We start from the raw sequence: 25565 nt of genomic DNA on the forward strand, positions 1-25565 counted from the left end.
GGTGCTGGGCCATGACCACCTCCGACTCCGTGCTGACCGGGCCCCGTCCGACCTCCGTCCCCTCGGTGGGCCCCGTGGTGGCCGAGCTCGAGGACGAGATCGTGTCCTTCCGCCGGGACCTGCACCGGCATCCCGAGCTCTCCTATGAGGAGTACCGCACCACCGACCGCATCGTGGAGCTGCTCTCCGGCTACGGGCTCTCGCCCGTGCGGATGGAGTCCACGGGCGCCTACGTGGACGTCGGGGAGGGGCCGGTGGTGCTGGCCCTGCGCGCGGACATCGACGCGCTGCCGGTCGAGGAGGAGACCGGCCTGCCCTACGTGTCCGTCAATGACGGCGTCGCGCACGCGTGCGGCCACGACATGCACACCGCCGTGATGGCGGGTGTGGCCGTCGCCCTCGGCCGCATCCTCCGCGGGGCCACCGCCGACCCCGACCTGCGCGCGGTCGGCGAGCGGGTCCACGGCACGGTCCGCGTCATCTTCCAGCCCGCGGAGGAGCGGCTGCCCGGCGGCTCCCTGGCCGTGCTGCGGCAGGGGATCCTCGACGACGTTCCCCGCATCCTGGCGGCGCACTGCGACCCCCAGGTCGACGTCGGCTCGATCGGCACCCGCATCGGCGCCATCACCTCGGCGGCGGACACGATCCGGATCACCCTCACCGGACGCGGGGGGCACACCTCGCGGCCCCACCTCACCGAGGACATGGTCTTCGCCCTGTCCCAGATCGCCGTGAACGTGCCCGCCGTGCTCTCCCGGCGGATCGACGTGCGCTCGGCCGTCTCCGTGGTGTGGGGGCAGATCGCCGCCGGCAGCGCGCCCAACGCGATCGACAACACCGGCTACCTGGCCGGGACCATGCGCTGCCTCGACGCGGACGTGTGGGAGGAGGCCGGCGCGCTGCTCGACGAGGTGGTCCGACAGGTGGCCGCGCCGTACGGCGTGCACGTGCAGCTCGAGCACGTGCGCGGCGTCCCGCCGGTGCACAACACCGAGGGCGAGACGGCGCTGATCGAGACCGCGGCGCGGCGGGAGCTCGGCTCGCGGGCGATCGTCCTGACCCCGCAGTCGATGGGCGGCGAGGACTTCGCCTGGATGACCCAGAAGGTGCCCGGCTCCATGCTGCGCCTCGGCACCCGGTCCCCGGGTGGCCCCATCTACGATCTGCACCGCGGGGACTACGCGCCGGACGAGCGGGCCATCGGCGTGGGCATGCGGGTCTTCACCGCCGCCGCGCTGCAGGTGCTCACGGGCGAGGACCACCACTGACCCCACCGCCCGCCCCCGCCGGAGGGGACGGGCCCACCGTTCGGTAGACTCGCGCTCATCCGGACGGGGCCACCCGCACGGGCCCCGTCTTTCCGCGGCCACCGGCCGCGGGCCTCGCACCGTGCCTTCCGAAATGAGGACCCCATGGGCATCGCCACCCCGTCGGCCGCGCGCCGCCGTCGTCTCCTGCTCCCCGCCGCCGCGCTCGGCGTCTCCGGCCTGCTGCTGACCGCGTGCGGCGCCCCGCCGGAGCAGTCCGAGGCCTCGGGCTCCGGCGCCGCCGAGAGCGAGGCCATCGCCACCGTGGACGGCGTCGGCTCGGACAACAAGGACTACAAGGCCTGCATCGTCTCGGACGAGGGCGGCTTCGACGACCGCTCCTTCAACCAGTCCTCCTACGAGGGCCTCAAGGCCGCCGAGAAGGCCTACGGCATCACCACCAGCGAGGCCGAGTCGAACGAGCCCAGCGAGTTCACCCCGAACGTGACCGCCATGGTCAACGCCGACTGCGACGCCGTCATCGGCGTGGGCTTCCTCCTCGGCGACGCCATGAAGCCGATCGCCGCGCAGCACTCGGACACCCACTTCTTCGGCGTGGACGTCACCGCGGAGGGCTTCTCCGACAACGTCCAGAAGCTCACCTACGACACGGCGCAGGCGGCGTTCCTGGCCGGCTACCTGGCGGCGGGCACCACCGAGACCGGCACCGTGGCCACCTATGGCGGCATGGAGATCCCCACCGTCACCATCTTCATGGACGGCTTCGCCCGCGGCGTGGAGCACTACAACGAGGTCAAGGACAAGGACGTCAAGGTCCTGGGCTGGGACAAGGACGCGAAGACCGGCTCCTTCACGGGCGACTTCAAGAACGTGGCCAACGGCAAGACGAACACCGCCAACTTCATCAACGAGGGCGCCGACATCGTGATGCCGGTGGCCGGCCCCGTGGGCCTGGGCACCCTGGACGCCGTCCGCGAGGCGAACCAGGGCGGCAAGGACGTCAAGGTCATCTGGCCGGACTCGGACGGCTACGAGTCCACCAAGGACGGCAACCTGATCCTCACCTCGGTGAAGAAGAACATGGGCCAGTCCGTCGCCGACGTGATCGCCGCGGACCTGAAGGACGAGTTCTCGGCCGAGCCCTACGTGGGCACGTTGGAGAACAAGGGCGTCGAGCTGGCCCCGTTCCACGACTTCGAGGACACGGTGCCGCAGGAGCTCAAGGACGAGCTCAAGGATCTCGAGGCCAAGATCGTCTCGGGCGAGCTGAAGGTCGGCTCGGAGTACTCCCCGGAGGCCTGACCCGCCTCGCCACCGCCGCAGGGCCGGCCCGGACCCCTCCGGACCGGCCCCGCGGCGCGCGGGCGCCCGGCCCGCCCCCGCCGCCGAGCGCGGCACCACGAGCATCGACCAGACGGAAGGCCCTCGATGAGGCTCGAACTGCGCGGGATCACCAAGCGCTTCGGCTCGTTCGCCGCGAACGAGGACGTGAACCTGACCGTGGAGTCGGGGCGGGTGCACACCCTCCTCGGCGAGAACGGCGCCGGCAAGTCCACCCTGATGAACGTCCTCTTCGGGCTCTACGAGCCCACCGAGGGGGAGATCCTGCTCGACGGCGAGCCCGTCCGGTTCTCCGGCCCCGGCGAGGCCATGCGCGCGGGCATCGGCATGGTGCACCAGCACTTCATGCTCGTGCCCGTCTTCACGGTGGCCGAGAACGTGGCCCTCGGCGACGAGCACACCCGCGCCCTGGGCGTGCTCGACCTCGAGGCCACCCGCCGGCGGATCCGGGAGATCTCCGCGCAGTACGGCTTCGACGTGGACCCGGACGCCGTCGTCGAGGACCTGCCCGTGGGCGTGCAGCAGCGCGTCGAGATCATCAAGGCCCTCGTCCGCGACGCGCGCATCCTCATCCTGGACGAGCCGACCGCCGTGCTCACCCCCCAGGAGACCGACGAGCTGCTCGGCATCATCCGGCAGCTGCGGGCGGACGGCACGGCGATCGTGTTCATCTCCCACAAGCTGCGCGAGGTCAAGGCCGTCTCGGACGACATCACCGTGCTGCGCCGCGGCCGCGTGGTCGGCACGGCGGAGCCCTCCGCCGAGGCCGCCGAGCTGGCCGCCCTCATGGTGGGCCGGAACGTCGTCCTCGAGCGGCGCAAGACGGCCCCGACCCTGGGGGAGGAGACGTTCCGCGTCGAGGACCTCTCCGTCGTCTCGCCCACGGGCCAGGTGCTGCTGGACGCCGTGTCCTTCGCCGTCCGCCAGGGCGAGGTCCTCGCCGTGGCCGGTGTGCAGGGCAACGGGCAGACCGAGCTGACCGAGGCGATCATGGGCCTGGTCAAGGCCACCGGCTCCGTCACCCTGGACGGCCGGGAGCTGATCGGCCGGTCCACCCGCCAGATCATCCGCGCCGGCGTCGGCTTCGTGCCCGAGGACCGCTCCACGGACGGGCTCGTCGGCCCGTTCTCCGTGGCGGAGAACATGGTGCTCAACCGGTACGACGTCGCCCCGGCCGGCAACGCCGTGCAGATGCGCCCCGCCGCGGTGCGGGCGCTCGCCGAGCGCCGCGTGGCCGAGTTCGACGTCCGCACCCAGGGCGTGGACCTGCCGGTCTCCTCCCTCTCGGGAGGCAACCAGCAGAAGGTCGTCATGGCCCGCGAGCTCGTGGACGGGCTGCGCCTGTTCATCGCCTCGCAGCCCACGCGCGGCGTGGACGTCGGCTCGATCGAGTTCCTGCACGACCGGATCATCGCCGAGCGCGACGCCGGCACCCCCGTGCTGATCGTCTCCACCGAGCTGGACGAGGTCCTCGAGCTGGCCGACCGGATCGCCGTGATGTACCACGGGCGGATCGTCGGCATCGTGCCGGGGGACACCTCGCGCGAGACGCTCGGCCTCATGATGGCCGGCCAGACCCCCGACGACGCGGCCCTCGCCTCCGGCGCGGACGTCGCCGCGGACACGCCCGGCACCGCCGGCGCGGCGCCCGCCGCCCACCCCACCACGGAAGGAGAGCGCCCGTGAGCACCGCCGCCCCGCAGCGCCCGGCCCCCGCGTCCGACCCCCGCGTCCGGCCCGCCCCCGCCGACTCCGCCCTGCGCCGGATCCTCTCGGGCAACGGCACGGTCACCGTCCTGGCGATCCTGCTGTCCCTGCTGATCTCCGGCCTGCTGATCATCGCCGTGGACGAGGACGTCCGCGATGCCGCCGGCTACTTCTTCGCCCGCCCGGGAGACCTGCTCTCCGCCGCCTGGGCCGCGTTCGCCGGAGCCTTCGCGGCCCTGTTCCGCGGCGCCGTCTTCAACTACCGGGCCTCGGACGCGACGGGCATGCTCTACCCGCTCACCGAGACCCTCACCGTGGCGACCCCGCTGATCATCATCTCGCTGGGCATCGCCATCGCCTTCCGGGCGGGCCTGTTCAACATCGGCGGCCAGGGTCAGTTCATCTTCGGCGCCATGTTCGCCACGTGGTTCGGCGTGCACCTGCACCTGCCGGCCGGCGTGCACCTGCTGCTCGTCGTCGTGATGGGCGTGCTCGGCGGCGTGCTGTGGGGCTCCGTCGTCGGCGTGCTCAAGGCCTGGACGGGCGCGCACGAGGTGATCCTCACGATCATGCTCAACTACGTGGCGGTGAACCTGCTCGCCTACCTGTTGAACACCCCCGTCCTGCGGGCGCCCGGCACCACGAACCCGGTGTCCGCGCCGCTGGACCGCTCCGCCATGTTCCCGCGGCTGCTGGGGACCGACTTCCGGCTGCACTGGGGCTTCTTCGTCGCCCTGCTGGCCGTGCTCTTCACGTGGTGGCTGATGCAGCGCTCCACCCTCGGCTTCCGCCTGCGGGCCGTGGGCGCCAACCCGGACGCCGCCCGCACGGCCGGCATCTCCGTCAAGGGCTCCTACGTGGCCGCCATGGCGATCTCCGGCGGCCTCGCCGGCCTGGCCGGCGCCACCCACGTGGCCGGCACGGAGAGCACGCTGAACACCTCCGTGGCCGGGTCCTTCGGCTTCGACGCGATCACGGTGGCGCTGCTCGGCCGGTCCCACCCGGTGGGCGTGCTGTTCGCGGGCCTGCTCTTCGGCGCCCTGCGCGCCGGCGGCGTGACCATGCAGACCGAGACCGGGGTGCCGGTCGACATCGTCCTCGTGGTGCAGTCCGTGATCGTGCTGCTCATCGCGGCCCCGCCGCTGGTGCGCGCCATCTTCCGGCTGCCCGCCCCGGGCGCCGCGCGCGCCCGCCGCGCGGCCGACCCCGTGACCCAGCCCGCCGTGGCCGGCGCCGCGCTGACCGGCGCCGGCGGCCACGCCGCCGCCCCGTCCACGGGCGTCCAGGAGGCCGCGGCCGCCGCCGTCGCGGACCCGCAGGCCCCGACCACGCAGCCCACGGACACGGCCCCGACCCACCGCCCGCACGAGCAGAAGGGGGACGCCCGATGAGCGCGACCGCCGCCCGGCCCCACGCCGACGTCGTCCGCCCCGAGGCCGCCGAGCCCGCCCGGGTCGTGGTCCGGCACTGGACCACCCCGATCGCCCTGACGATCCTGACCCTGCTGGCCCTGGCCGTCTTCGCCCTCGGCGCCCCCGAGGCGACGGCGACCTTCCGACTCTCCCACGCGTCCGACGCCGTCGTGCTCCCGGACCTGACCGCCGACCCCGTGCTGGGGGGCTGGCTGCTCGTCGGGCTCATGGCGGTGCTGACCGCGGTGGCCTGGCTGGCGACCCTGCGCTCGGGGCGCACCCCCGGCTGGGCCGCGGCCCTGTTCGCCGTCGCGTTCGTGGCCGCGTTCCTCATCTGGGTGATCGGCTCGGCGGACAACACCACCGTGTTCCTCACCGGCCTGATCGCCGGCTCGTTCGCGCTGGCCGTCCCGCTGATCTTCGGCTCGATGGCCGGCATCCTGGCCGAGCGCTCGGGCGTGGTGAACATCGCGATCGAAGGTCAGCTGCTGGCGGGCGCGTTCACGGCCGCCGTCGTCGGCACCGCCACCGGCTCGCCCTGGGCGGGCCTGGCCGCCGCGATCGTGGCCGGCGTCCTCGTGTCCTGGCTGCTCGCCGTGTTCTCGATCAAGTACCTGGTCAACCAGGTGATCGTCGGCGTCGTGCTCAACGTGCTCGTGGCCGGCTTGACGAGCTTCCTGTACTCCACCGTCCTCACGGGCGGGGACACCGAGCTCAACGCGCCGCCGCACTTCCCGAACCTGCGGATCCCGGGCCTGGCGGACATCCCCGTGCTCGGGCCCATCCTGTTCGACCAGACGATCCTGGGCTACGCGATGTACCTGCTCGTGATCGCGCTGTGGTTCGCCCTGTTCCGCACCCGCTGGGGCCTGCGCGTGCGCGCCGTGGGCGAGCACCCCAAGGCCGCGGACACCGTGGGCATCGACGTGAACCGCACGCGGTACGCCGCCGTCCTGCTGGGCGGCGCGGTGGCCGGCATGGGCGGGGCGTTCTTCACGCTCGTCTCGGCGTCGTCCTTCTCCAAGGAGATGACGGCGGGCCAGGGCTTCATCGCGCTCGCGGCCGTGATCTTCGGCCGCTGGAACCCGATCGGCGCGTTCTTCGCGGCGCTGCTGTTCGGCTTCGCCACCAACATGCAGTACGTCCTGGCGATCCTCGGCACCCCGGTGCCGAGCCAGTTCATGGCGATGCTCCCGTACCTCGTCACGGTGTTCGCCGTGGCCGGCCTCGTGGGCCGCTCGCGCGGCCCGGCCGCCTCGGGCGTGCCGTACGTGAAGGAGTAGCCGTGGCGGACGGGCAGCACACGACGACGGCGCCGCGTGTGGACTGGGACCGGCTGCGGGCCGCGGCCCTGGCCGCCACGGAGCACGCCTACGTGCCCTACTCGGGGTTCCGGGTGGGCGCCGCCGCGCTCACCGACGACGGCCGCCTCGTCTCGGGCTGCAATATCGAGAACGCGTCCTACGGGCTGACGCTGTGCGCCGAGTGCGCGCTGCTGGCCGACCTGCGCATGGGCGGGGGCGGCCGGCTGGCCGCGTTCGTGTGCGTGGACGGCGCGGGCGTGCTCACCATGCCCTGCGGGCGGTGCCGCCAGCTGCTGTACGAGTTCCGCGCCCCCGGGCTCGTGCTGCTCACCCCGGCGGGGGAGCGGGGGATCGAGGCGGTGCTGCCGGACGCCTTCGGCCCGGCCGACCTGGAGCGGGCGGACCGTCCCTGACCTGCGGCGCGCTCCCGGGCCCGCTCGCTAGAGTCGGAGGCTGACCGTCGCAGCCGTCCCCCCGAGGAGAACCCCATGACCGCGCAGCCGCAGGCCGAGCCCTTCGACGCCGTCGAGGTGATCCGCACCAAGCGGGACCGGGGGACGCTGTCGCCCGAGCAGATCGACTGGGTGGTGGACGCGTACACCCGCGGCGTGGTGGCGGACGAGCAGATGTCCGCCCTGGCCATGGCGATCCTGCTCAACGGCATGGACCGCGCCGAGATCGCCCGCTGGACGGACGCGATGATCGCCTCGGGCGAGCGCATGGACTTCGGCGGGCTCACCACCCCGGACGGCCGCCCCCTGGCCACCGCGGACAAGCACTCCACCGGCGGCGTGGGGGACAAGATCACCCTGCCGCTGGCCCCGCTCGTGGCCTCCTTCGGGGTGGCGGTGCCGCAGCTGTCCGGCCGCGGCCTCGGCCACACCGGCGGCACCCTGGACAAGCTCGAGGCGATCCCCGGGTGGCGGGCCGACCTCAGCAACGAGGCGATGCTGCGCCAGCTCTCCGAGGTGGGCGCCGTGATCTGCGCGGCCGGCTCGGGCCTGGCCCCGGCGGACAAGCGCCTGTACGCCCTGCGCGACGTCACCGGCACGGTGGAGGCCATCCCGCTGATCGCCTCCTCGATCATGTCCAAGAAGATCGCCGAGGGCACCGGCGCCCTCGTGCTGGACGTCAAGTGCGGCTCGGGCGCGTTCATGAAGGACGAGGCGTCCGCCCGCGAGCTGGCCCGGACCATGGTGGACCTCGGCCGGGACGCCGGGGTGGACACCTCGGCGCTGCTCACGGACATGTCCGTGCCCCTGGGCCGGACGGCCGGCAACGCCCTCGAGGTCCGCGAGTCGGTGGAGGTGCTCGCCGGCGGCGGCCCGGCCGACGTCGTGGAGCTCACCGTGGCGCTCGCCGCCGCGATGCTCGCAGGCGCCGGGGTCACGGACGTGGACCCGGCCGAGCACCTGGCCAACGGCCGGGCGATGGACGTGTGGAACCGGATGATCGAGGCCCAGGGCGGCGACCCGCGCGCGGCCCTCCCGACGGCGGCCCACACCGAGGACGTCGTCGCGGAGACGGACGGCGTCCTCACCGAGCTGGACGCGATGGCCGTGGGCCTGGCCGCGTGGCGCCTCGGCGCCGGGCGGGAGCGGCAGGGCCAGGCCGTCCAGGCCGCGGCCGGCGTCGAGGTGCACGTGCGCCCCGGCGAGCGCGTGGCCCGGGGCCAGAAGGTGCTGACCCTGCACACGGACACGCCGGAGCGCTTCGAGCGGGCGAAGGCCGCGCTCGCCGGCGGCTGGGCCGTCGGCGAGCTCGACGACGCCGCCGCCCGGACCCTGCGCGAGCGCTCCGTGATCCTGGACCGGATCGGCTGACCGGATGCTCGCGTGGCTCGAGGGGGCGATCCTCCACGCCTCCGCGCAGTGGTGGGTCCTGCCGCTGACGCTGCTGCTGTGCCTGCTCGACGGCATCGTGCCGATCTTCCCGTCGGAGTCGGTGCTGGTGGCCCTCGGTGCGATCGTCCGCGACGGGCATCCGTTCTCCCTGTGGGCGCTGTGGGGGGTCGGCTTCGCGGGCGCGTTCCTGGGGGACGTGGCCGCGTACGCGATCGGCCGTGCCGTGGGCGTGGAGCGGTTCCGGTGGATGCGGCTGCGGCGGGTGCGGGCCACGGTCGAGGTCGCCCGGCACCACCTGCACAGTCACGGCGCGCTGCTGCTGTTCACCGCCCGGTTCATCCCCGGCGGCCGCGTGGCCCTGAACTTCACCGCCGGCGCCACCCGCTATCCGCCGGTGCGGTTCGTGGCGCTGGACCTGCTCTCCACGGCCAGCTGGGCCGCGTACTCGATCATGATCGCGCGCCTGACCGCGGGCTGGCTGGAGAACCCGGTGCTGCAGATCGCCGCCTCCGTGACGGGCGCGGCGCTCGTGGGCCTGCTGCTGGACCGTCTGCTCAAGGCCCTGCTGCGCCGCCGGCTGGGCGCCGGGGTGAAGGGCCTCACCCTGGCCGAGCAGGAGGCCCTGCGCTGAGCGCCCTGCCGTAGAGTGACGCCCGTGACGACGACGCAGCTTCCGGACACCGCATCCCCCTCCCCGCTCGAGGTCGACCTGGCCGTCCTGCCCAAGGTCTCCCTCCACGACCACCTCGACGGCGGCCTGCGCGTGGGCACCGTCCTCGACCTGGCCCGCGAGGCCGGCGTCGAGGTCCCCGCGGACACCGTCGAGGGCCTGGCCGAGTGGATCGCCGAGCACGCCAACGGCGAGTCCCTCGAGAAGTACCTGCAGGTCTTCGCCCTGACCACCGCCGTGATGCAGACCCGCGAGCAGCTGCGCCGCGTGGCCCGCGAGTTCGTCGAGGACCTGGTCGCCGACGGCGTCGTCTACGGCGAGATCCGCTGGGCCCCCGAGCAGCACCTGGCCGGCGGGCTGAGCCTGGACGAGGCCGTCGAGGCCGTGCAGGCCGGCCTGGACGAGGCGGTCGAGGCCGCCGACGCCGCGGGCCACGTGATCCGCGTGGGCCAGCTGGTCACCGCGATGCGGCACGCCGACCGGGCCCAGGAGATCGCCGAGCTGGCCGTGCGCCACCGCGAGGCCGGCGTCGTGGGCTTCGACATCGCGGGCGCCGAGGCCGGGTTCCCGCCCTCCCGCTTCGCCGACACCTTCACGTGGCTGGCCGCCCACCACCTGCCCGTCACCGTGCACGCGGGCGAGGGCGACGGCCTGGACTCCGTCCGCTCGGCCCTCGTGGACGGCCGCGCCCTGCGTCTGGGCCACGGCGTGCGCCTGGCCGAGGACATCTCGGTGGAGTACGGCGGTGTGGACGAGGACGGCGAGCAGCTGGACGAGCTGACCGGCCTCGTGGACCTGGGCGAGACCGCCGCGTGGGTGCGGGACCGGCAGATCGCCCTGGAGGTCTGCCCGTCCTCGAACCTGCAGACCGGCGCGGTGGACGCCGCGGCGGGCATCGCGGGCCATCCCATCGACCTGCTCGTGCAGCTCGGCTTCCGCGTCACCGTGAACACGGACAACCGGCTCGTCTCGGACGTGTCCCTGACCGACGAGCTCTACCTGCTCGCCGAGACCTTCGGCTACTCGCTCTCCGAGCTGCTGGACCTGCAGCTCAACGCCGCCGAGGCCGCCTTCCTGTCCGTGGACGAGCGCGAGGACCTCGCCGAGATCCTCGTGGCCGGCTGGGGCGAGGTCATCTCCGGCGACGCCGTCGGCCCTGTCCTCGAGGAGCTGGACGACGAGGACGAGGACGACTGATCCGCCCGTGAGCGCGAGTGTGGACCGTCTGGTGGCGGTGGTCGAGGCCCTGCGCGACCACTGCCCCTGGACGGCCGCGCTCACGCATGCCGACCTCGCCGAGTACCTCGTGGAGGAGGCGTACGAGGCGGTGGCGGAGATCGAGTCCCGCGACGCCGCCGCGTGGGCCGACGTGCCCGCGCGTCGGGCCGACGGCGCGTACCCCGCCCTGGCCGCCGAGCTCGGGGACGTCCTGTTCCAGGTGGTCCTGCACGCCGCCGTCTCCCGGGCGCCGGGCGCCCCGGCGGAGACGGCCGGGTTCCGCGTGGACGACGCCGCCGACGCCCTCACGGCCAAGATGATCCGGCGCAACCCGCTCGTGCTCACCCCCGAGGGCGGCCTGCGCCCGGCCGGGGAGCTCGCCGCCGTCACGCCGGAGGCCGTCGAGCTGGCCTGGGAGCGGGTCAAGGCGCAGGAGCGGGCGGCCGCGGGGCTCTCGCCCGCCGCCCCGGCCCACGACGACGGCGGCACCGGCCCGGGCCTCGACGTCGGCGACATCCCGGCCCGGCTGCCGGCGCTGGCCGCCGCCGCGAAGGTGGTCGACCGCGCGGCCCGGCAGGAGCCGGACCCGCTCGCCGCGCACGTCCCGGCGCCGGCCGCCGAGGCGGGGGAGCGCCCGGCGGCGGGGTGGCCCGACGAGGCCGCGCTCGGGGCGGAGCTGTTCGCGCTGGTGCGCCGGGCCCGGGCGGCGGGGCTCGACCCCGAACGGGCCCTGCGCACCACGGTGGCGCGGGTGCGTGCGGGGGACTGGTCGGCCCTGCGCCCGTCCGGCTGACGCGACGCCGCTTCGGCCCGGCCGCAGTTCCGACCGCGCCCCAGCGACATCGCAGCCGGGGGGAACGGCGGTCTTGTCGCCGGCGCGCGGCCGACTGGAACCTGAGGTCCCCGCTAGGCTGAGGCCGTGTCCACGCCGCGGGCACGACTTCCGACTTCGATTGAAGGAGACCCGTCCATGGCCCTGATCGACGCCATCCACGCTCGCGAGATCCTCGACTCGCGCGGCAACCCCACCGTCGAGGTGGAGGTCCTGCTCACCGACGGCTCCCTGGGCCGCGCGGCCGTGCCCTCGGGCGCGTCCACCGGCGAGTTCGAGGCGGTCGAGCGCCGTGACGGGGACAAGAAGCGCTACGGCGGGAAGGGCGTGCTGGACGCCGTCGCCGCCGTCGGGGGCATCGCGGAGGAGCTCGAGGGCGAGTTCGCCGCGGACCAGCGCGCCGTGGACCGCGCGATGCTGGACCTGGACGGCACCCCCAACAAGGGCAAGCTGGGCGCGAACGCGATCCTGGGCGTGTCCATGGCCGTCGCGGCGGCCGCCGCGCAGGCCTCCGACCTCTTGCTCTACAAGTACCTGGGCGGCCCGAACGCCCACGTGCTGCCCGTGCCGATGATGAACATCCTCAACGGCGGCGCCCACGCGGACTCCAACGTGGACATCCAGGAGTTCATGATCGCCCCGATCGGCGCCCCGTCCTTCCGCGAGGCCCTGCGCTGGGGCACCGAGGTCTATCACGCCCTGAAGACCGTGCTGCAGGAGAAGGGCCTGTCCACCGGCCTGGGCGACGAGGGCGGGTTCGCCCCGTCCCTGGAGTCCAACCGCGCCGCCCTGGACCTCATCGCCGAGGCCGTGACGAAGGCCGGCTACCGCCTGGGTGAGGACATCGCGCTGGCGCTGGACGTCGCCTCCTCCGAGTTCTTCGCCAAGGGCTCCTACACCTTCGAGGGCCAGCAGCGCTCCGCCGAGGAGATGGCCGCCTACTACACCGAGCTGGTGGACAACTACCCGATCGTCTCCATCGAGGACCCGCTCGACGAGGACGACTGGGACGGCTGGCAGCACCTGACCGCGCAGCTGGGCGATCGCGTCCAGCTGGTGGGCGACGACCTGTTCGTCACCAACGTGGAGCGGCTGCAGCGCGGCATCGACGAGAAGGCCGGCAACGCCCTGCTCGTGAAGGTCAACCAGATCGGCTCCCTGACCGAGACCTTCGACGCGATCTCCCTGGCCCAGCGCCACATGTTCCACTGCATGATCTCGCACCGCTCGGGCGAGACCGAGGACACGTTCATCGCGGACCTCGCGGTGGCCACCAACGCCGGCCAGATCAAGACCGGCGCCCCGGCCCGCTCGGACCGCGTGGCCAAGTACAACCAGCTGCTGCGCATCGAGGAGGACCTGGCCGACGCCGCCGTCTACGCGGGCCGCTCCGCCTTCCCGCGCTTCCGCGGCTGACCGTCCCCGACGACGACGCGCGGGCCCGCCCGGATCCCTCCGGGCGGGCCCGCGTCCGTCCCGGGTGTGGCCAGGAGCCTGCCAGGGGCGGGCAGTAGGCTGTGGGGGTCCCCGCCACGCGTCCGAAGGAGTCCGCGATGAGTCCGCGCCGCCCCCGCGTGCCCCGTGTCGACCCGACGACGGGCGCCCCGCGCCGGACCGCCGTCGCCGCCCCGGCGGCCCCGACGACGGCCTCCCCGAAGGCGGACGCGCCCACGCCGACCCCTGAGGCCACCACGCCGACGCCCGCGGCCACGGGCGCCGAGGTCATCGACCTGCACAGCGTCCAGGAGCGCCGCCAGGCCGGTCACCACGGACACCTGGACGGGCACCCGGACGCGGACCGGGCTGACACGGCCCCCGCCGCCCCCGCGTCCCCGTCGGCACCCCCGCGCCGGACGGCGCCGGCCCGCCCGGCCGGGCGTCGGACCCGGCCCGCCCCCCGCCGCGCCGCGTCCGCCGCCGCCACGGCCGCCCGCCGTCGGGCCCCGCTGCCGGAGCCGGTGCCGGCCCGGCAGATCACGGGCCGCTCGCTCATCGTCGTCGCCGTGCTGCTGCTGGCCGCCGTCCTGGTGGCCCCCACGCTGCGCGCGTTCCTGAACCAGCAGCTGGAGATCTCGGCCGCGCGCGAGGAGATCGCCGCCATGCAGGCCCAGCGCGAGGACTACGAGCGGCGGATCCAGCTGTGGGACGACCCCGCCTACGTGACCCAACAGGCGCGCGAGCGTCTCGAGCTGGTCATGCCGGGGGAGACCCTGTACTCCGTGACGGGGCGGCCCTCCGAGACCGACACCGATACCGAGACCGAGGACACGCCCGCCGCCGACGCGGACGAGGTCGTCAACACCCGCCTGCCGTGGGCCGAGGGCCTGTGGGACTCGGCCGTCCGCGCCGGGCTCGAGTGAGCCCCGCGTCCCGCCCCCGCCCGCACCACCCCCGCACCCCCGAGGACACCATGACCGTCAGCCCCCGCCCCGCCCAGGACCGCACCGTCACCGAGCAGGACCTGGACACCCTGTCCCGCCAGCTCGGCCGCCCGGTCCGGGACGTCGTGGAGATCGGTGCCCGCTGCCTGTGCGGCAACCCCCTCGTGGCCACCACCGCGCCGCGGCTCTCCAACGGCATCCCGTTCCCCACGACCTTCTACCTGACGCACCCCGTGCTGACGGCGGCGGTCTCGCGCGTGGAGGCGGACGGGGAGATGGCACGCATGAACGACCGCCTCGCCCAGGATCCCGCGCTCGCGGCCGCGCACCGCGCGGCGCACGAGGCCTACATCGCCGAGCGGGACCGGGTCGGGGCCGAGGCCGGCACGGGGCCCGTCCCGGAGATCGCCGGGGTCTCGGCCGGCGGCATGCCCGAGCGCGTGAAGTGCCTGCACGCCCTCGTGGGCCACGCGCTCGCGGCCGGGCCGGGGGTGAACCCGCTCGGTGACGAGGCGATCGCCCTGGTGGCCCCGTGGTGGACGCCCGAGGTCTGCGCGTGCGAGGGCGCGTGGGACGAGGCCGCGGCGGTGCCCACGAAGGACCTGTCCCGGCACGTGAGGCACCTCGAACGCGTCGCCGCGCTCAAGGAGGTCACGGTGGCCGGCGTGGACTGCGGCACGAACTCCATCCGCCTGCTGATCTCCCGGCCGGCCGGGACGGATGAGACCACCGGCGCCGTGGCCGACCCGACGGCGCCGCTGACCGACGTCGTGCGCGAGATGCGCGTGGTGCGCCTGGGCGAGGGCGTGGACGCCACCGGCGCGTTCTCCGACGCCGCGCTGGAGCGCACCTTCGCGGCGGTGGACGAGTACGCCCGCCTGGTCCAGCGCCACCACGCCGGCCGGGTCCGGTTCGTGGCCACCTCCGCCAGCCGGGACGTCTCCAACCGGGCCGCGTTCGTCGACGGCGTCCGGGAGCGGCTCGGCGTCGAGCCGGAGGTCGTCTCGGGCGCCGAGGAGGCCGCCCTGTCCTTCGCGGGCGCCGTCTCCGCCGTCGAGACCGCGGACCTGGGCCCGGAGGACCTCGTGCTCGTCGTGGACCTCGGCGGCGGCTCCACCGAGCTGGTCGTCGGCACGCCTGCGGGCGAGGTCGTGGGCGCGGTCAGCCTGGACATGGGCTGCGTGCGGTTCACCGAGCGTCATCTGCGCTCCGACCCCCCGACGTCGGACGAGGTCGCCGCGGCCCGCGCGGACGCCCGCCGCCTCCTCGACGACGCCGCCGCCCGCCTGCCGCTGGAACGCGTGGCCCGCGTAGTCGGCGTGGCCGGCTCGGTGACCACCGTGACCGCCGAGGCCCTCGGGCTCAGCACGTACGAGCCCGAGGCCATCCACGGCGCGCGCCTGCCGATCGCGGAGTTCCGCGCGGCGGCGGAGGGCCTCGTGGCCGCGACCCGGGCCGAGCGCTCCGAGCGGGGGTTCATGCACCCGGGACGGGTGGACGTGATCGGCGCGGGCGCGCTGCTGTGGAGCACCGTCCTGGAGCGGGTGGCCGAGACCGCGGGCGTCACCGAGGCCTGGGCGAGCGAGCACGACATCCTGGACGGGATCGTGCTCTCGCTGCGGTCCTGATCACGGCGGCGGAAGATGGAGGGGCGGGGCCGGTGCGTGCGTAGACTGGCGGTATGTCTCTCACTCCTGAACTGTCTCCCAAGCCGCGCCTGCTGATCGTCGGCGGCGGCTACGCCGGTTTCCAGCTCGCGAAGGAGCTGCAGACCAAGGTCAAGGACCGCGGCGGCGTCGTGACCGTCGTGGACCCGCTGCCGTACATGACGTACCAGCCGTTCCTGCCCGAGGTCGTCGGCGGCCACATCGTGGGGCGCAACGTCGTCGTGGACCTCGCCACCCATCTCAAGGACGCTGAGGTGCTGCGCGGCACCGTCGTGAAGGTGGAGCACGCCCGCCGCTTGGCCACCGTGCGCGGCGAGGACGGCCACGAGTTCGAGCTGCCCTACCAGGACATCGCCATGACCGCCGGCGCCACCACCCGCGTCTTCCCGATCAAGGGCCTGGGCGAGCACGGCATCGGTCTGAAGACCGTGGAGGAGGCCGTGACGCTGCGGAACCAGATCCTGGAGCGCCTGGACGCCGCCTCCCTCATGGTGGACGCCGAGGCCCGTCGCCGCGCCCTGACCTTCGTGGTGGTCGGCGGCGGCTTCGCCGGCATCGAGACCGTGGGCGAGATGGAGCACCTCATCCGCACCGCCGTCGCCCGCAACCCGCGCCTGTCCCAGTCCGAGGTCCGCATCGTGCTCGTCGAGGCGATGGGCCGCATCATGCCCGAGGTCGGCGAGGACCAGGCCGTCGGCGTGGTGGAGCACCTGAAGGACCGCGGCATCGAGGTCCTGCTCAACACCTCGCTGGGCGACGCCACGGACGGGATCATGACCCTCGTGGACATGAAGGACAAGTCCGAGAAGGAGAAGTTCGGGGCCGACACCCTCGTGTGGACCGCGGGCGTGGCCGCCAACGCCGTCGCCAAGCAGACCGACTTCCCGGTCGAGGCGCGTGGCCGCATCGAGGTCACCCCCACCCTCCAGGTCAAGGACGGGGAGGACGGCGTGCTCGAGGGCGCCTGGGGCTGCGGCGACGTCTGCGCCGTCCCGGACCTGACCGGCGCGGGCCCCGGCGGGTTCTGCGTCCCGAACGCCCAGCACGCCGGCCGTCAGGCCAAGCAGCTGGCCGCCAACTACATGGCCGTCCGCCACGGCGAGGGCGAGGTGCAGGAGTACGTGCACAAGTCGCTCGGCGCCGTCGCCGGCCTGGGCTTCTTCAAGGGCGTTGGCAACCCGCTCGGCGTGAAGATCTCCGGCCCGGCCGCCTTCCTGGCGCACCGCGGCTACCACGCCTACGCGATGCCCACCCTGGACCGCCGCTTCCGGATCCTCTCCGGCTGGGTCGCCGAGACCCTGTTCGGCCGCGACTCCACCTCGGTGGCGGGCCTGGACACCCCGTTCAACCCGTTCCGCCGCGCCGCCGGCGTCGAGCTCGAGCCCGGCCGCTTCGAGCGGCAGCGGGCCCTCGAGTCCTCGAAGGGCTGATCCCGCAGCCAGCGGGCCGCCGGCCCCGTCCGAGTGCATCGGACGGGGCCGGCGTCGTCCGCACCCGGGCCCGCGTCCACGGGCCCGCCACGCCCCCGTGGCCCAACTGGCAGAGGCGGCCGACTTAAAATCGGCGTGTTGCGGGTTCGAGTCCCGCCGGGGGCACCACGCGTCTCCCCGCGCGCCTCGCTTCTGCGCCCACCGTGAACAGCCGGTGAACCGGCGCGGATCCACGCTCCGCCCCGCGCGCGGACGCAGACATCCCGATAGGATCGTGCTGAACCCCGGGGCACGAGCGCTGCTCACTGCGGCGGCGTGCGACCGGGCCGACTCGACCCGAAGGAGCGAGCCGTGGCGAATCCGGTCATGAACTCTCAGAACTTCCAGCAGCAGATGCAGGGCGGCGGACAGGCGCAGCCCGGTTGGTACCAGGGCGGGCAGCAGTCCGCGCAGTCCCCGTACGGCCAGCAGCAGAGCCCGTACGGCCAGGCCCAGGCGTTCGGCGCCGGCCAGGCGGCCCAGCAGTACGCGCACCAGCAGTCCATGGAGGACGCCTTCCGCGCGCCCTCCGCCGGCCCGGAGCAGACCGGCCGGATGACCTTCAACGACGTCGTCGGCAAGACCGGCCTGATGCTCGTGCTCGTCGTGGTGGCGGGCGCCGTGGGCTGGTTCTCGCCGGGCCTGATGATCATCGGCGCGATCGCCGGCCTCGTGCTGGGCCTGGTCAACGCGTTCAAGCGCGAGCCCTCGCCCGTGCTGATCATGCTCTACGCCCTGGCCGAGGGCCTGTTCCTCGGCGGCATCTCGGCGTTCTTCGAGGGCGCCTACCCGGGCATCGTGGTGCAGGCCGTGCTCGGCACCTTCTCCGTGTTCGCGGTGATGCTGGCCCTGTACACCTCGGGCAAGTTCCGCCCGACCCCGCGCATGACGAAGATCGTCATGGCGGCCATGCTGGGCTACCTCGTCTTCATGCTCGTCAACCTGGTCCTCACCTGGACGGGCATCGCGAACCTGCGCACCGGCGGCCTGGGCCTGATCATCGGCGCGATCGCCGTGCTGCTGGCCGCGTACTCGCTGACGATGGACTTCGAGATGGCCGCCGTGGGCGTGAAGAACGGCGCCCCGCAGAAGTACTCCTGGTCCGTGGCCTTCGGCCTGACCGTGACCCTGATCTGGCTGTACGTCGAGATCCTGCGCATCCTCTCCATCCTGCGCGGCAACGACTGACCGGCGCCCCGTCCCCGCACGGAGACCCGCACCGCCGCCCCGGTCCTGCACAGGGCCGGGGCGGTCTGCGTCCGCGAGGGCGTAGATTGAGGGGGTCCCTCGCCGCCACTCAGGAGGTCCCGTGACCGAGACCAGCGACCTGCCCGCCTTCGGGGCCCCGGACGCCACCGGCACCCAGCACCGCCTGCACCGCGGGTCCGCGGAGGCCGTCGTCGTCGGCCTGGCCGGTGCCCTGCGCAGGTACCGCGTGGCCGGCGTGGACCTGACCGAGCCGTACGGCCAGGACGTGGTCCCGCCCGCCGCCAACGGCATCCAGATGAGCCCGTGGCCGAACCGCGTCGCCGGCGCCCGCTGGATCCTGGACGGCGTCGAGCAGCGCCTGGACGTCACCGAACCCGCGCGCGGCCACGCCAGCCACGGCCTGCTGCGCAACACCCACTTCGTCACAGAGACGTTCTCCGCCCACGCGGTGACCCTGCGCGGTGAGATCCACCCCCAGCACGGCTGGCCGTTCCGGCTCACTCACCGCGTCACCTACGAGCTCGAGGCGGACGGCGGCCTCACCGTCACCGCCGAGGTGCAGAACCACACGGACGCCACCGTGCCCGTGGCGGTCGGCGCCCACCCGTTCCTGCGGATCGGGGACGTCCCGACGGCGGAGCTGAGCCTGCGTGTGCCCGCGGACGCCTGGATCCGCACGGGGGAGGACCTCATCCCCGTGGAGACCCTGCCGGTGGACGGCACGGACCTGGACTTCCGCCGCGGCCGGGCCGTGGGCGAGGACGCCCTGGACGTGTGCCTCACCGGCCTGACGCCGGACGCCGACGGCCGGCACCGCCAGACTCTGCTCGCCGGGGACGGCCGGGCCGTGACCCTGTGGTCCGACCACGCGTTCGCCTACACCCACGTCTTCGTCACGGACCGGCTGCCCGGCCGTGACACGGCGCTCGCGGTGGAGCCGCTCACCGCTCCCGCGGACGCCCTGAACTCGGGGGAGGGCCTGCACCGGCTCGCCCCGCACGCCCGCTGGAGCGTCCAGTGGGGTCTGACCCCCCATGTCCCCGACCACCCACACGAGGAGGATCGCGCGTGAGCTCGACCCTGGCGGCCCAGACCAAGATCAACAAGGACGTGCCCTATGGGCTGACGGTGGCCGCGGCCTGGTCCTGGCGGCTGGTGGCCGTCGTCATCGGCATCGGCGTCGTGGTGTACCTGCTGGGCTTCGTGAGCCTCGTGGTGATCCCGATCCTCGTGGCCGCGCTGCTGGCCACCCTGCTGGCCCCGGTGTTCCAGGCGATGCGGCGCATCAAGGTGCCGGGCGTCGCGGCCGCCCTGCTGTGCGTGCTGCTGCTGGTCGTCGTCGTGGTGGGCCTCATGGGGCTCGCCGGTCAGCAGATCGTCCAGGGCTTCGCCCAACTGGGCGACCAGCTGGGCCAGGCCGTCGACGACGCGATCGCCTGGCTGGCCGGCGTGGGCGTGGAGATCCCCCGTTCCGGTGCCGGGCTGGAGGGCCTGTGGCAGACGCTGCGGGACAACTCCGCCACGGTCATAAACAGCGCCGTCTCGTTCGGCTCCACGGCCGTCAACATCGGTGCGGGCCTGTTCATCGCCCTGTTCTCCCTGATCTTCTTCCTCTACGACGGCGACCGCATCTGGCGCTTCCTGCTGATCTTCGTGCCGAAGGCGCACCGGGCCACCGTGGGCCGCGCGGGCCGCTCGGGCTGGCAGTCGCTCGGCTCCTACGTGCGGGTCCAGATCTTCGTGGCGTTCATCGACGCCGTCGGCATCGGCATCGGTGCCCTGATCCTGGGCGTGCCGCTGGCCATCCCGCTGGCCGTGCTCGTGTTCCTGGCCTCGTTCATCCCGATGATCGGCGCCACCCTGACCGGCGCGATGGCGGTGCTCCTGGCCTTGATGTCCAACGGCCTGGTCAACGCGCTGCTCATGCTGGGCGTGGTGCTGCTCGTGCAGCAGATCGAGTCGAACGTCCTGCAGCCGCTCGTGATGGGCAAGGCCGTCGCGCTGCACCCGCTGGCCGTGTTCCTGGCCGTCGCCGCCGGGTCCACCGTCTTCGGGCTGGCGGGCGCCGTGTTCGCCGTGCCGGTGCTGGCCTTCGTGAACAGCTTCGTCCGCGCCCTCACCGCGGACGTGCCGGAGGAGCTCACGGAGCGGACGGACCACGCCCTCGAACCGGGCGGCGCGGAGGACGAGGCGGCCGGCTCCCACCGGTACCGCCCCTCGACGCACGAGGACGCCGCCCTCGCCTCCGAGGCCGACGCGGGCACCCGGCACGGGGACGACGCCTGATGGGCGCGGCGCAGGCCACGAACACCCCGGACCGGACCGGACCGACGCCGTCGCCCCGGTGGGTGCGGCCCGCCGACGGTCCGCCGGCCCCGGCAGAGCTGCCCGTCACCCTCGAGGAGATCGAGCGGGCGCGCGAGACGCTGCGCGGGATCGCCGAGCGCTCCCCGCTGCAGCACTCCCGGGCGCTCTCACGGGCCGTGGGCACGGACGTGCACCTGAAGTGCGAGAACCTGCAGCGGGCCGGCTCGTTCAAGGTCCGCGGCGCCTACGTGCGGATGGCGCAGCTGAGCGAGGAGGAGCGCGGCCGCGGCGTCGTGGCCGCATCGGCCGGCAACCACGCCCAGGGCGTCGCCCTCGCGGCCGCCAAGCTCGGCATCCGCGCCCGCATCTTCATGCCGCACGGCGTGGCCCTGCCCAAGCTGCAGGCCACCCGGGACCACGGTGCCGAGGTCGTCCTGCACGGCTCCACCGTGGATGAGTCCCTCGCCGAGGCGCAGCGGTGGGCCACGGAGACCGGTGCCGTGTTCATCCCGCCGTTCGACGACCCGGCCGTCATCGCGGGCCAGGGCACCGTCGGCCTCGAGATCCTCGACGTGCTGCCGGACGTGGACACCGTGATCATGGGCATCGGCGGCGGGGGACTCATCGCCGGCACGGCCGTGGCCCTCAAGGAGGCCGCCCGGCGTCGTGGGCGCACGGTGCGGGTCATCGGGGTGCAGGCGGCCACCGCCGCCGCGTTCCCCGGCTCCCTCGAGGAGGGCCGCGTCCAGGTGCTGGAGAGCGTGTCCACCATCGCGGACGGCATCGCCGTTGGCAAGCCCGGGGCCCTGCCGCTGCGGATCGCCGCCGAGCTGGTGGACGCCGTCGTGACCGTCACGGACGACGAGATCGCCGCGGCCCTCGTCCACCTCCTCGAGCGCTCCAAGCTCGTGGTGGAGCCGGCGGGCGCCGTCGGGGTGGCCGCCCTGCTGGCGGGCCGCACGGCGGACCTGGGCTTCGAGCTCGGCACCACCGCCGTGATCCTCTCCGGCGGGAACATCGATCCGATGCTCATGCTGAAGTCCATCCAGGCCGGACTGTCGGCCGCGGGGCGCTACATGACCGTGCGCATCCCGCTGCGGGACCGCCCGGGCGAGCTGGCCACGATCTCACGGATCATCGCGGACACGGACGCCAACGTGGTGCGCGTGGACCACACCCGCGTCGGCCCGGAGCTGTCCATGGGCGGCGTGCACATCACGATCGACATGGAGACCCGCGGCGCCGAGCACTCCGCCCAGGTCCTGGAGGCGCTGCGCGGGGCCGGCTACAGCCCGGCCCCGCTGCCCTGACCGGGCCGGCTCAGGCCACGGAGCCGGCGGCGGCCGCGGTGATGGTGCCGCAGGTCCCGCCCACCGCGCGGCGCACGGCCTGGACCAGGAGGTCCTCGCGCGTCAGCGTCTCGATGCGACGGACCATCTCGCGACGGTCATAGCGCTCGTGGGCGCCCGGCAGCAGGCGCCGGGCCAGGTTGAGGTGCTGCAGCACGCCGAGCAGGAGCACGTCCTCGTCGGAGGGCTCTGCCTCGTCCAGGACGACGGCGGTCAGGTGCGCGAGCAGCTCGGCGCGCTCGGTGCCGCGGGGGACGTGCCGGGTGGCCAGGAAGGCCTTGCGCTCGGTGAGGCGGCCGGTCTCGGTCAGATGGGCGACGACGGCCTTGCGCAGGTCCGGCTTGCCGGCCGCCACGGTGGCCACGAGCGGTCGGCCGGCCAGGGCGTCGACCTGTCCGAGGGAGGAGTCCAGGACGGGGTCGCCGGTGGTGCCGGCCGCGGTCACGAGCACGCGGGCCCGGTCCACGGGGACGTCCTCGAGGGTCACGATCCCGGCGGACCGGTGGTCGGCCAGCGCGGCGGCCGCGAGGGCAACGCGGTGGTGGGAGGGGCTCTCGGAGCACCCGTCCTCGCGGGTGAGCAGCAGGTGTGCCTTCTCGACGGTCAGCATGGGGCCAGAGTAGCAACGGGGGCGCGGTGGGGTCCGGGACGGACGGCGGCCGCGGTCCCCTCGGGGGGACCGCGGCCGCCGTCGGAGCCGGGCAGGGTCAGCCGGAGTAGGGCTGGACGTCCTTGACCTCGACCTTGATGTCCTTGCCGTTCGGGGCGGTGTAGGAGACCTTGTCGCCCTTCTTGGCGCCGTTGATGGCCTCACCGAGCGGGGAGCGCTCGGAGTAGACCTCGAGCGACTCGTCGTCCGCGGCGATCTCGCGGTTGCCGAAGAGGAAGGTCATCTCGTCGCCTGCGACGACGGCGGTCACCACGGTGCCCGGGTGCACGGCGCCGTCGTTCTCGGCGGCCTCGCCCACGCGGGCGGTCTCGAGCAGGTGCTTCAGCTCGGCGATGCGGCCCTCGTTCTTCGACTGCTCCTCGCGGGCGGCGTGGTAGCCGCCGTTCTCCTTGAGGTCGCCCTCATCGCGGGCGGCCTCGATGCGCTCGATGATCTCCTGACGGCCGGGACCGGAGATGTACTCGAGCTCCTTGGAGAGGCGATCGTACGCCTCCTGGGTCAGCCACGGGGCGTCGGACTGGCTGGTGGTCATGCTCTGTTCCGCCTTTCTGTCTCGGGTGATGCGGAGTCCGGGGCGCGGCGCACCGGGTCTGGCGCGCGATCCGCGTCCGGCGGACGCGCCCGCATGCGAAAGACCCCGCCGATCAGGAGGACGCGCGTGACCCGAGGGCTCCGTGCGACGCCTGCCTGACTCACCGGCGGGGCGGGAATGCTCCGACGAGTCTATCCGGGCGGCGTGCGTCACACCAACGGCGGCCGCTTCGCCGAGGGCGGAGCACTCCGGGAGGGGTCAGACCTTGCGGCAGGTCTCGACGACGCCGGAGTCGCCCCGCACCACGGTGCGCACGTCCACGGTGTAGCGCTGCTGCGCGTCCGAGGGGGAGTCCCGCCGGTCGGCCGGCAGGGTCTCCAGGCGGACGGTGCGGAAGCCGACGGGGGCGGCGTGGGAGTCGGTGACGAGCACATCGCATTCGGCCTGGACGCCCTCCGGGACGGAGGCCTGGAAGGTGACGGTCGCGTGGCCGTCGTCCTCGATGGTGAAGCCGACGTCCTTGTACTCGATGGCGCCCACGGACATGTTCAGGCCGATCCACACGGACAGCAGCACGGCCACGACCAGCCCGAGCCCGCCGAGGCCCGCCCACAGCCGACGACGGTCCGGACGCGTGTGGTCCGTGCCGTACCGGTTGGCTAGTGTGGGGTCCTGCGCGCGGACCGCGGGGGCGTGGTGGGACATCCCCTCCACCCTAGCCGCTGCCCGCCGCCGGAGGCCGATAAGGACGTCGGCCCAGCCCCCTCACGCCGTCGCCCCCGCGGCGGCCCCGCCATCCGGACAGGAGTGTGCGATCCCCGTGGCCGATCAGACCCCCCAGGCCCAGCCCGCCGCAGGCACCGCCCTGCCGCCCTCCACCGGGCTGCGCCTCATGGCGGTGCACGCCCACCCGGACGACGAGTCCTCGAAGGGGGCCGGCACCATGGCCGCCTACGCGGCGGCCGGGGCCGAGGTCATGGTCGTCACGTGCACCGGCGGCGAGGCCGGCACCCTGCTCAACCCGTCGTTCGGGGACACCACCCGGGCCGACCGGGACATCGCGGCCGTGCGCCGCGAGGAGATGGCGGAGGCCGCGCGCATCCTCGGCATCCGGCACGCCTGGCTCGGCTTCCTCGACTCGGGCCTGCCCGAGGGGGATCCGCTGCCCGCCCTCCCGGCGAACTGCTTCGCCGAGGTCCCGCTCCAGGATGCGGCGACCCCGCTGATCTCGCTCGTGCGCCGGTTCCGCCCGCACGTGCTCATCTCCTACGACGAGGTCGGCGGCTACCCGCACCCGGACCACCTGCAGGCCCACGCCGTGACGATGGAGGCCTACCGGGCCGCCGGCCTCGCGGACGAGTACCCCGAGGCCGGGCCCGCGTGGGAGGTCTCGAAGGTCTACTACGACTGCGGGTTCAACCCGCGGAAGTTCCGCACGATGGCCGCGGTGGCCGAGGCCGACGGCGAGGACGTGCCGTTCGCCCGACGCCTGATGATGTTCGACGCGATGGACGCGATGCGCGAGGTGCTGCGCCGCCGTGAAGCCGGGGAGGACGTGCCCGACCCGGAGGTCATCCCGCCGTGGGTCACCGCGGACCACGACGTCACCACGCAGGTGGACGTCACCGGCTTCCTCGACGAGCGCGACGCCGCCCTGCGGGCGCACCGCACGCAGATCGACCCCGACGGCATGTTCTTCGACGCCCCCCACGACCTGCAGCGGCGCGCCTGGCCGTGGGAGGACTTCGCGCTGATCGACTCGCGCGTGCCCTCCGAGCTGCCGGAGCACGACCTCTTCGCCGGCCTGCGCTGAGTCGCCCCGGCTCGGGCCGTGCGGCCGGGGCCGGTAGAGTGGGGCGGCGTGACACCCCTGTCTGGCCTTCCCCTCGTCCTCACCGCGCTCGCGGCCGCGAGCCCCGCGCCGGTGCCCGCCGTCCCGGAGCCGACGCTGCGCCCCGGGCTCGAGGAGGCGGAGGTCACCCCCGGCATCGAGGGGTTCCTGTTCACCGCGCTCATGGTGGTCATGGCGATCATCGTCCTCCGCGTCATGGTCCGCTCGGTGCGCCGCGTCCAGCAGCGTTCCCCGGAGGCCGAGGCCATGCTCGTGGAGCGCCATCAGCAGCACCTGCCGGACGAGGTCCGCGCGGGCGGCGAGCACCTGGACGCGGACTCCGAGGACCGGCTGCGCCGCCTGCAGGAGAAGTACCCCGGGTACCTCCAGGAGCCGGCCCCGGAGCCCCAGGCCCCGGACACCGGACGCGACTGACCGTCGTCGGGCCCGTGCACGCCCGAGACTCGACGCCGGAGACTCCACGCCCGAACCCTTGAGGCCCGCAGACGCGCCGCTACGGCATGGACGTAGCGGCGCGTCTGCGGGCCTCGGCG

At 73.9% G+C, this 25565-nt stretch carries 23 protein-coding genes and 1 tRNA gene; 21 read left to right on the forward strand and 3 right to left on the reverse strand.

The window, feature by feature from the left end:
- Nucleotides 1–11 precede the first annotated feature (11 nt).
- The 19 genes from O3T09_RS05570 to ilvA all read left to right on the forward strand — a co-directional run bounded on the left by O3T09_RS05570 (nt 12) and on the right by ilvA (nt 21939).
- Nucleotides 12–1268: an amidohydrolase gene (locus tag O3T09_RS05570; protein ID WP_036314553.1), complete on the forward strand. Its 1257-nt coding sequence runs from the start codon at nt 12–14 to the stop codon at nt 1266–1268.
- 144 nt (nt 1269–1412) lie between these two features.
- Complete coding sequence (locus tag O3T09_RS05575) at nt 1413–2570, forward strand: BMP family lipoprotein (RefSeq protein WP_036313327.1); 1158 nt, start codon at nt 1413–1415, stop codon at nt 2568–2570.
- A gap of 126 nt (nt 2571–2696) precedes the next feature.
- Nucleotides 2697–4295, forward strand: coding sequence for an ABC transporter ATP-binding protein (locus O3T09_RS05580; protein ID WP_144818792.1), 1599 nt, complete (start codon nt 2697–2699; stop codon nt 4293–4295).
- On the forward strand, nt 4292–5707 hold the full coding sequence (locus tag O3T09_RS05585) for an ABC transporter permease (RefSeq protein ID WP_101965730.1): 1416 nt from the start codon (nt 4292–4294) through the stop codon (nt 5705–5707). The genes O3T09_RS05580 and O3T09_RS05585 overlap by 4 nt, the downstream gene beginning before the upstream one ends.
- Nucleotides 5704–7011 carry an ABC transporter permease gene (locus tag O3T09_RS05590; protein ID WP_020626190.1) on the forward strand — a complete coding sequence of 436 codons (1308 nt, stop codon included), beginning with the start codon at nt 5704–5706 and terminating at the stop codon, nt 7009–7011. Before O3T09_RS05585 ends, O3T09_RS05590 begins: the two co-directional genes overlap by 4 nt.
- Before the next feature lie 2 nt (nt 7012–7013).
- Nucleotides 7014–7445, forward strand: coding sequence for a cytidine deaminase (locus O3T09_RS05595; RefSeq protein WP_102708602.1), 432 nt, complete (start codon nt 7014–7016; stop codon nt 7443–7445).
- Between the two features lie 75 nt (nt 7446–7520).
- Nucleotides 7521–8855 carry a thymidine phosphorylase gene (locus O3T09_RS05600; RefSeq protein ID WP_078025770.1) on the forward strand — a complete coding sequence of 445 codons (1335 nt, stop codon included), beginning with the start codon at nt 7521–7523 and terminating at the stop codon, nt 8853–8855.
- Nucleotides 8856–8859: 4 nt separating this feature from the next.
- Nucleotides 8860–9507: a DedA family protein gene (locus O3T09_RS05605; protein ID WP_102708600.1), complete on the forward strand. Its 648-nt coding sequence runs from the start codon at nt 8860–8862 to the stop codon at nt 9505–9507.
- A 24-nt stretch (nt 9508–9531) separates the two neighbouring features.
- A complete protein-coding gene (locus tag O3T09_RS05610; RefSeq protein WP_036336747.1) occupies nt 9532–10743 on the forward strand; it encodes an adenosine deaminase in 1212 nt (403 codons plus the stop codon).
- Nucleotides 10744–10750: 7 nt separating this feature from the next.
- The gene (locus O3T09_RS05615; RefSeq protein ID WP_119217515.1) at nt 10751–11557 is read left to right on the forward strand and encodes a MazG nucleotide pyrophosphohydrolase domain-containing protein; all 807 of its coding nucleotides are present in this window, start codon (nt 10751–10753) and stop codon (nt 11555–11557) included.
- Between the two features lie 177 nt (nt 11558–11734).
- Nucleotides 11735–13012, forward strand: a complete 1278-nt coding sequence (gene eno, locus O3T09_RS05620; RefSeq protein WP_036339963.1) for a phosphopyruvate hydratase — start codon at nt 11735–11737, stop codon at nt 13010–13012.
- Nucleotides 13013–13149: 137 nt separating this feature from the next.
- A complete protein-coding gene (locus O3T09_RS05625; protein WP_102708598.1) occupies nt 13150–13956 on the forward strand; it encodes an FtsB family cell division protein in 807 nt (268 codons plus the stop codon).
- A gap of 50 nt (nt 13957–14006) precedes the next feature.
- The gene (locus O3T09_RS05630; protein WP_269295421.1) at nt 14007–15605 is read left to right on the forward strand and encodes a DUF501 domain-containing protein; all 1599 of its coding nucleotides are present in this window, start codon (nt 14007–14009) and stop codon (nt 15603–15605) included.
- 53 nt (nt 15606–15658) lie between these two features.
- The gene (locus O3T09_RS05635; RefSeq protein ID WP_036339972.1) at nt 15659–17074 is read left to right on the forward strand and encodes an NAD(P)/FAD-dependent oxidoreductase; all 1416 of its coding nucleotides are present in this window, start codon (nt 15659–15661) and stop codon (nt 17072–17074) included.
- A 91-nt stretch (nt 17075–17165) separates the two neighbouring features.
- Nucleotides 17166–17242 (forward strand) — tRNA-Leu (locus O3T09_RS05640).
- 183 nt (nt 17243–17425) lie between these two features.
- A complete protein-coding gene (locus O3T09_RS05645; protein ID WP_036339974.1) occupies nt 17426–18301 on the forward strand; it encodes a Bax inhibitor-1/YccA family protein in 876 nt (291 codons plus the stop codon).
- A gap of 121 nt (nt 18302–18422) precedes the next feature.
- Complete coding sequence (locus tag O3T09_RS05650) at nt 18423–19394, forward strand: aldose 1-epimerase family protein (protein ID WP_036339976.1); 972 nt, start codon at nt 18423–18425, stop codon at nt 19392–19394.
- Entirely contained in the window at nt 19391–20608 is a 1218-nt protein-coding gene (locus tag O3T09_RS05655) for an AI-2E family transporter (protein ID WP_070709173.1), read from the forward strand. The genes O3T09_RS05650 and O3T09_RS05655 overlap by 4 nt, the downstream gene beginning before the upstream one ends.
- On the forward strand, nt 20608–21939 hold the full coding sequence (gene ilvA, locus O3T09_RS05660; RefSeq protein WP_070709175.1) for a threonine ammonia-lyase: 1332 nt from the start codon (nt 20608–20610) through the stop codon (nt 21937–21939). The genes O3T09_RS05655 and ilvA overlap by 1 nt, the downstream gene beginning before the upstream one ends.
- A gap of 10 nt (nt 21940–21949) precedes the next feature.
- Here the strand turns inward: ilvA and O3T09_RS05665 are convergent, their stop codons facing one another.
- The 3 genes from O3T09_RS05665 to O3T09_RS05675 all read right to left on the reverse strand — a co-directional run bounded on the left by O3T09_RS05665 (nt 21950) and on the right by O3T09_RS05675 (nt 23885).
- Nucleotides 21950–22588 (reverse strand): GPP34 family phosphoprotein, encoded by a 639-nt coding sequence (locus tag O3T09_RS05665; RefSeq protein ID WP_036316333.1) that lies wholly within the window; start codon nt 22586–22588, stop codon nt 21950–21952.
- A 97-nt stretch (nt 22589–22685) separates the two neighbouring features.
- Nucleotides 22686–23180, reverse strand: coding sequence for a transcription elongation factor GreA (gene greA, locus O3T09_RS05670; RefSeq protein WP_060973861.1), 495 nt, complete (start codon nt 23178–23180; stop codon nt 22686–22688).
- A gap of 258 nt (nt 23181–23438) precedes the next feature.
- Nucleotides 23439–23885, reverse strand: coding sequence for a DUF4307 domain-containing protein (locus tag O3T09_RS05675; RefSeq protein WP_098093465.1), 447 nt, complete (start codon nt 23883–23885; stop codon nt 23439–23441).
- 115 nt (nt 23886–24000) lie between these two features.
- Here O3T09_RS05675 and mca point away from each other — a divergent pair, with 115 nt between their 5' ends.
- On the forward strand, nt 24001–24993 hold the full coding sequence (gene mca / locus O3T09_RS05680; protein WP_269295422.1) for a mycothiol conjugate amidase Mca: 993 nt from the start codon (nt 24001–24003) through the stop codon (nt 24991–24993).
- Nucleotides 24994–25041: 48 nt separating this feature from the next.
- Nucleotides 25042–25446: a hypothetical protein gene (locus O3T09_RS05685; protein WP_036384966.1), complete on the forward strand. Its 405-nt coding sequence runs from the start codon at nt 25042–25044 to the stop codon at nt 25444–25446.
- Nucleotides 25447–25565: the final 119 nt, after the last annotated feature.

This window comes from Micrococcus sp. H39-S4 (genome assembly GCF_027158145.1).
Classification (GTDB): domain Bacteria; phylum Actinomycetota; class Actinomycetes; order Actinomycetales; family Micrococcaceae; genus Micrococcus; species Micrococcus luteus.

Coding starts and splice junctions, on each gene's coding strand:
- O3T09_RS05675 (WP_098093465.1), bottom strand. CDS start 23,885: ATGTCCCACCACGCCCCCGCGGTCCGCGCGCAGGACCCCACACTAGCC.
- ilvA (WP_070709175.1), top strand. CDS start 20,608: ATGGGCGCGGCGCAGGCCACGAACACCCCGGACCGGACCGGACCGACG.
- O3T09_RS05575 (WP_036313327.1), top strand. CDS start 1,413: ATGGGCATCGCCACCCCGTCGGCCGCGCGCCGCCGTCGTCTCCTGCTC.
- O3T09_RS05580 (WP_144818792.1), top strand. CDS start 2,697: ATGAGGCTCGAACTGCGCGGGATCACCAAGCGCTTCGGCTCGTTCGCC.
- eno (WP_036339963.1), top strand. CDS start 11,735: ATGGCCCTGATCGACGCCATCCACGCTCGCGAGATCCTCGACTCGCGC.
- O3T09_RS05570 (WP_036314553.1), top strand. CDS start 12: ATGACCACCTCCGACTCCGTGCTGACCGGGCCCCGTCCGACCTCCGTC.
- O3T09_RS05630 (WP_269295421.1), top strand. CDS start 14,007: ATGACCGTCAGCCCCCGCCCCGCCCAGGACCGCACCGTCACCGAGCAG.
- O3T09_RS05625 (WP_102708598.1), top strand. CDS start 13,150: ATGAGTCCGCGCCGCCCCCGCGTGCCCCGTGTCGACCCGACGACGGGC.
- greA (WP_060973861.1), bottom strand. CDS start 23,180: ATGACCACCAGCCAGTCCGACGCCCCGTGGCTGACCCAGGAGGCGTAC.
- O3T09_RS05665 (WP_036316333.1), bottom strand. CDS start 22,588: ATGCTGACCGTCGAGAAGGCACACCTGCTGCTCACCCGCGAGGACGGG.
- O3T09_RS05590 (WP_020626190.1), top strand. CDS start 5,704: ATGAGCGCGACCGCCGCCCGGCCCCACGCCGACGTCGTCCGCCCCGAG.
- O3T09_RS05600 (WP_078025770.1), top strand. CDS start 7,521: ATGACCGCGCAGCCGCAGGCCGAGCCCTTCGACGCCGTCGAGGTGATC.
- O3T09_RS05635 (WP_036339972.1), top strand. CDS start 15,659: ATGTCTCTCACTCCTGAACTGTCTCCCAAGCCGCGCCTGCTGATCGTC.
- O3T09_RS05605 (WP_102708600.1), top strand. CDS start 8,860: ATGCTCGCGTGGCTCGAGGGGGCGATCCTCCACGCCTCCGCGCAGTGG.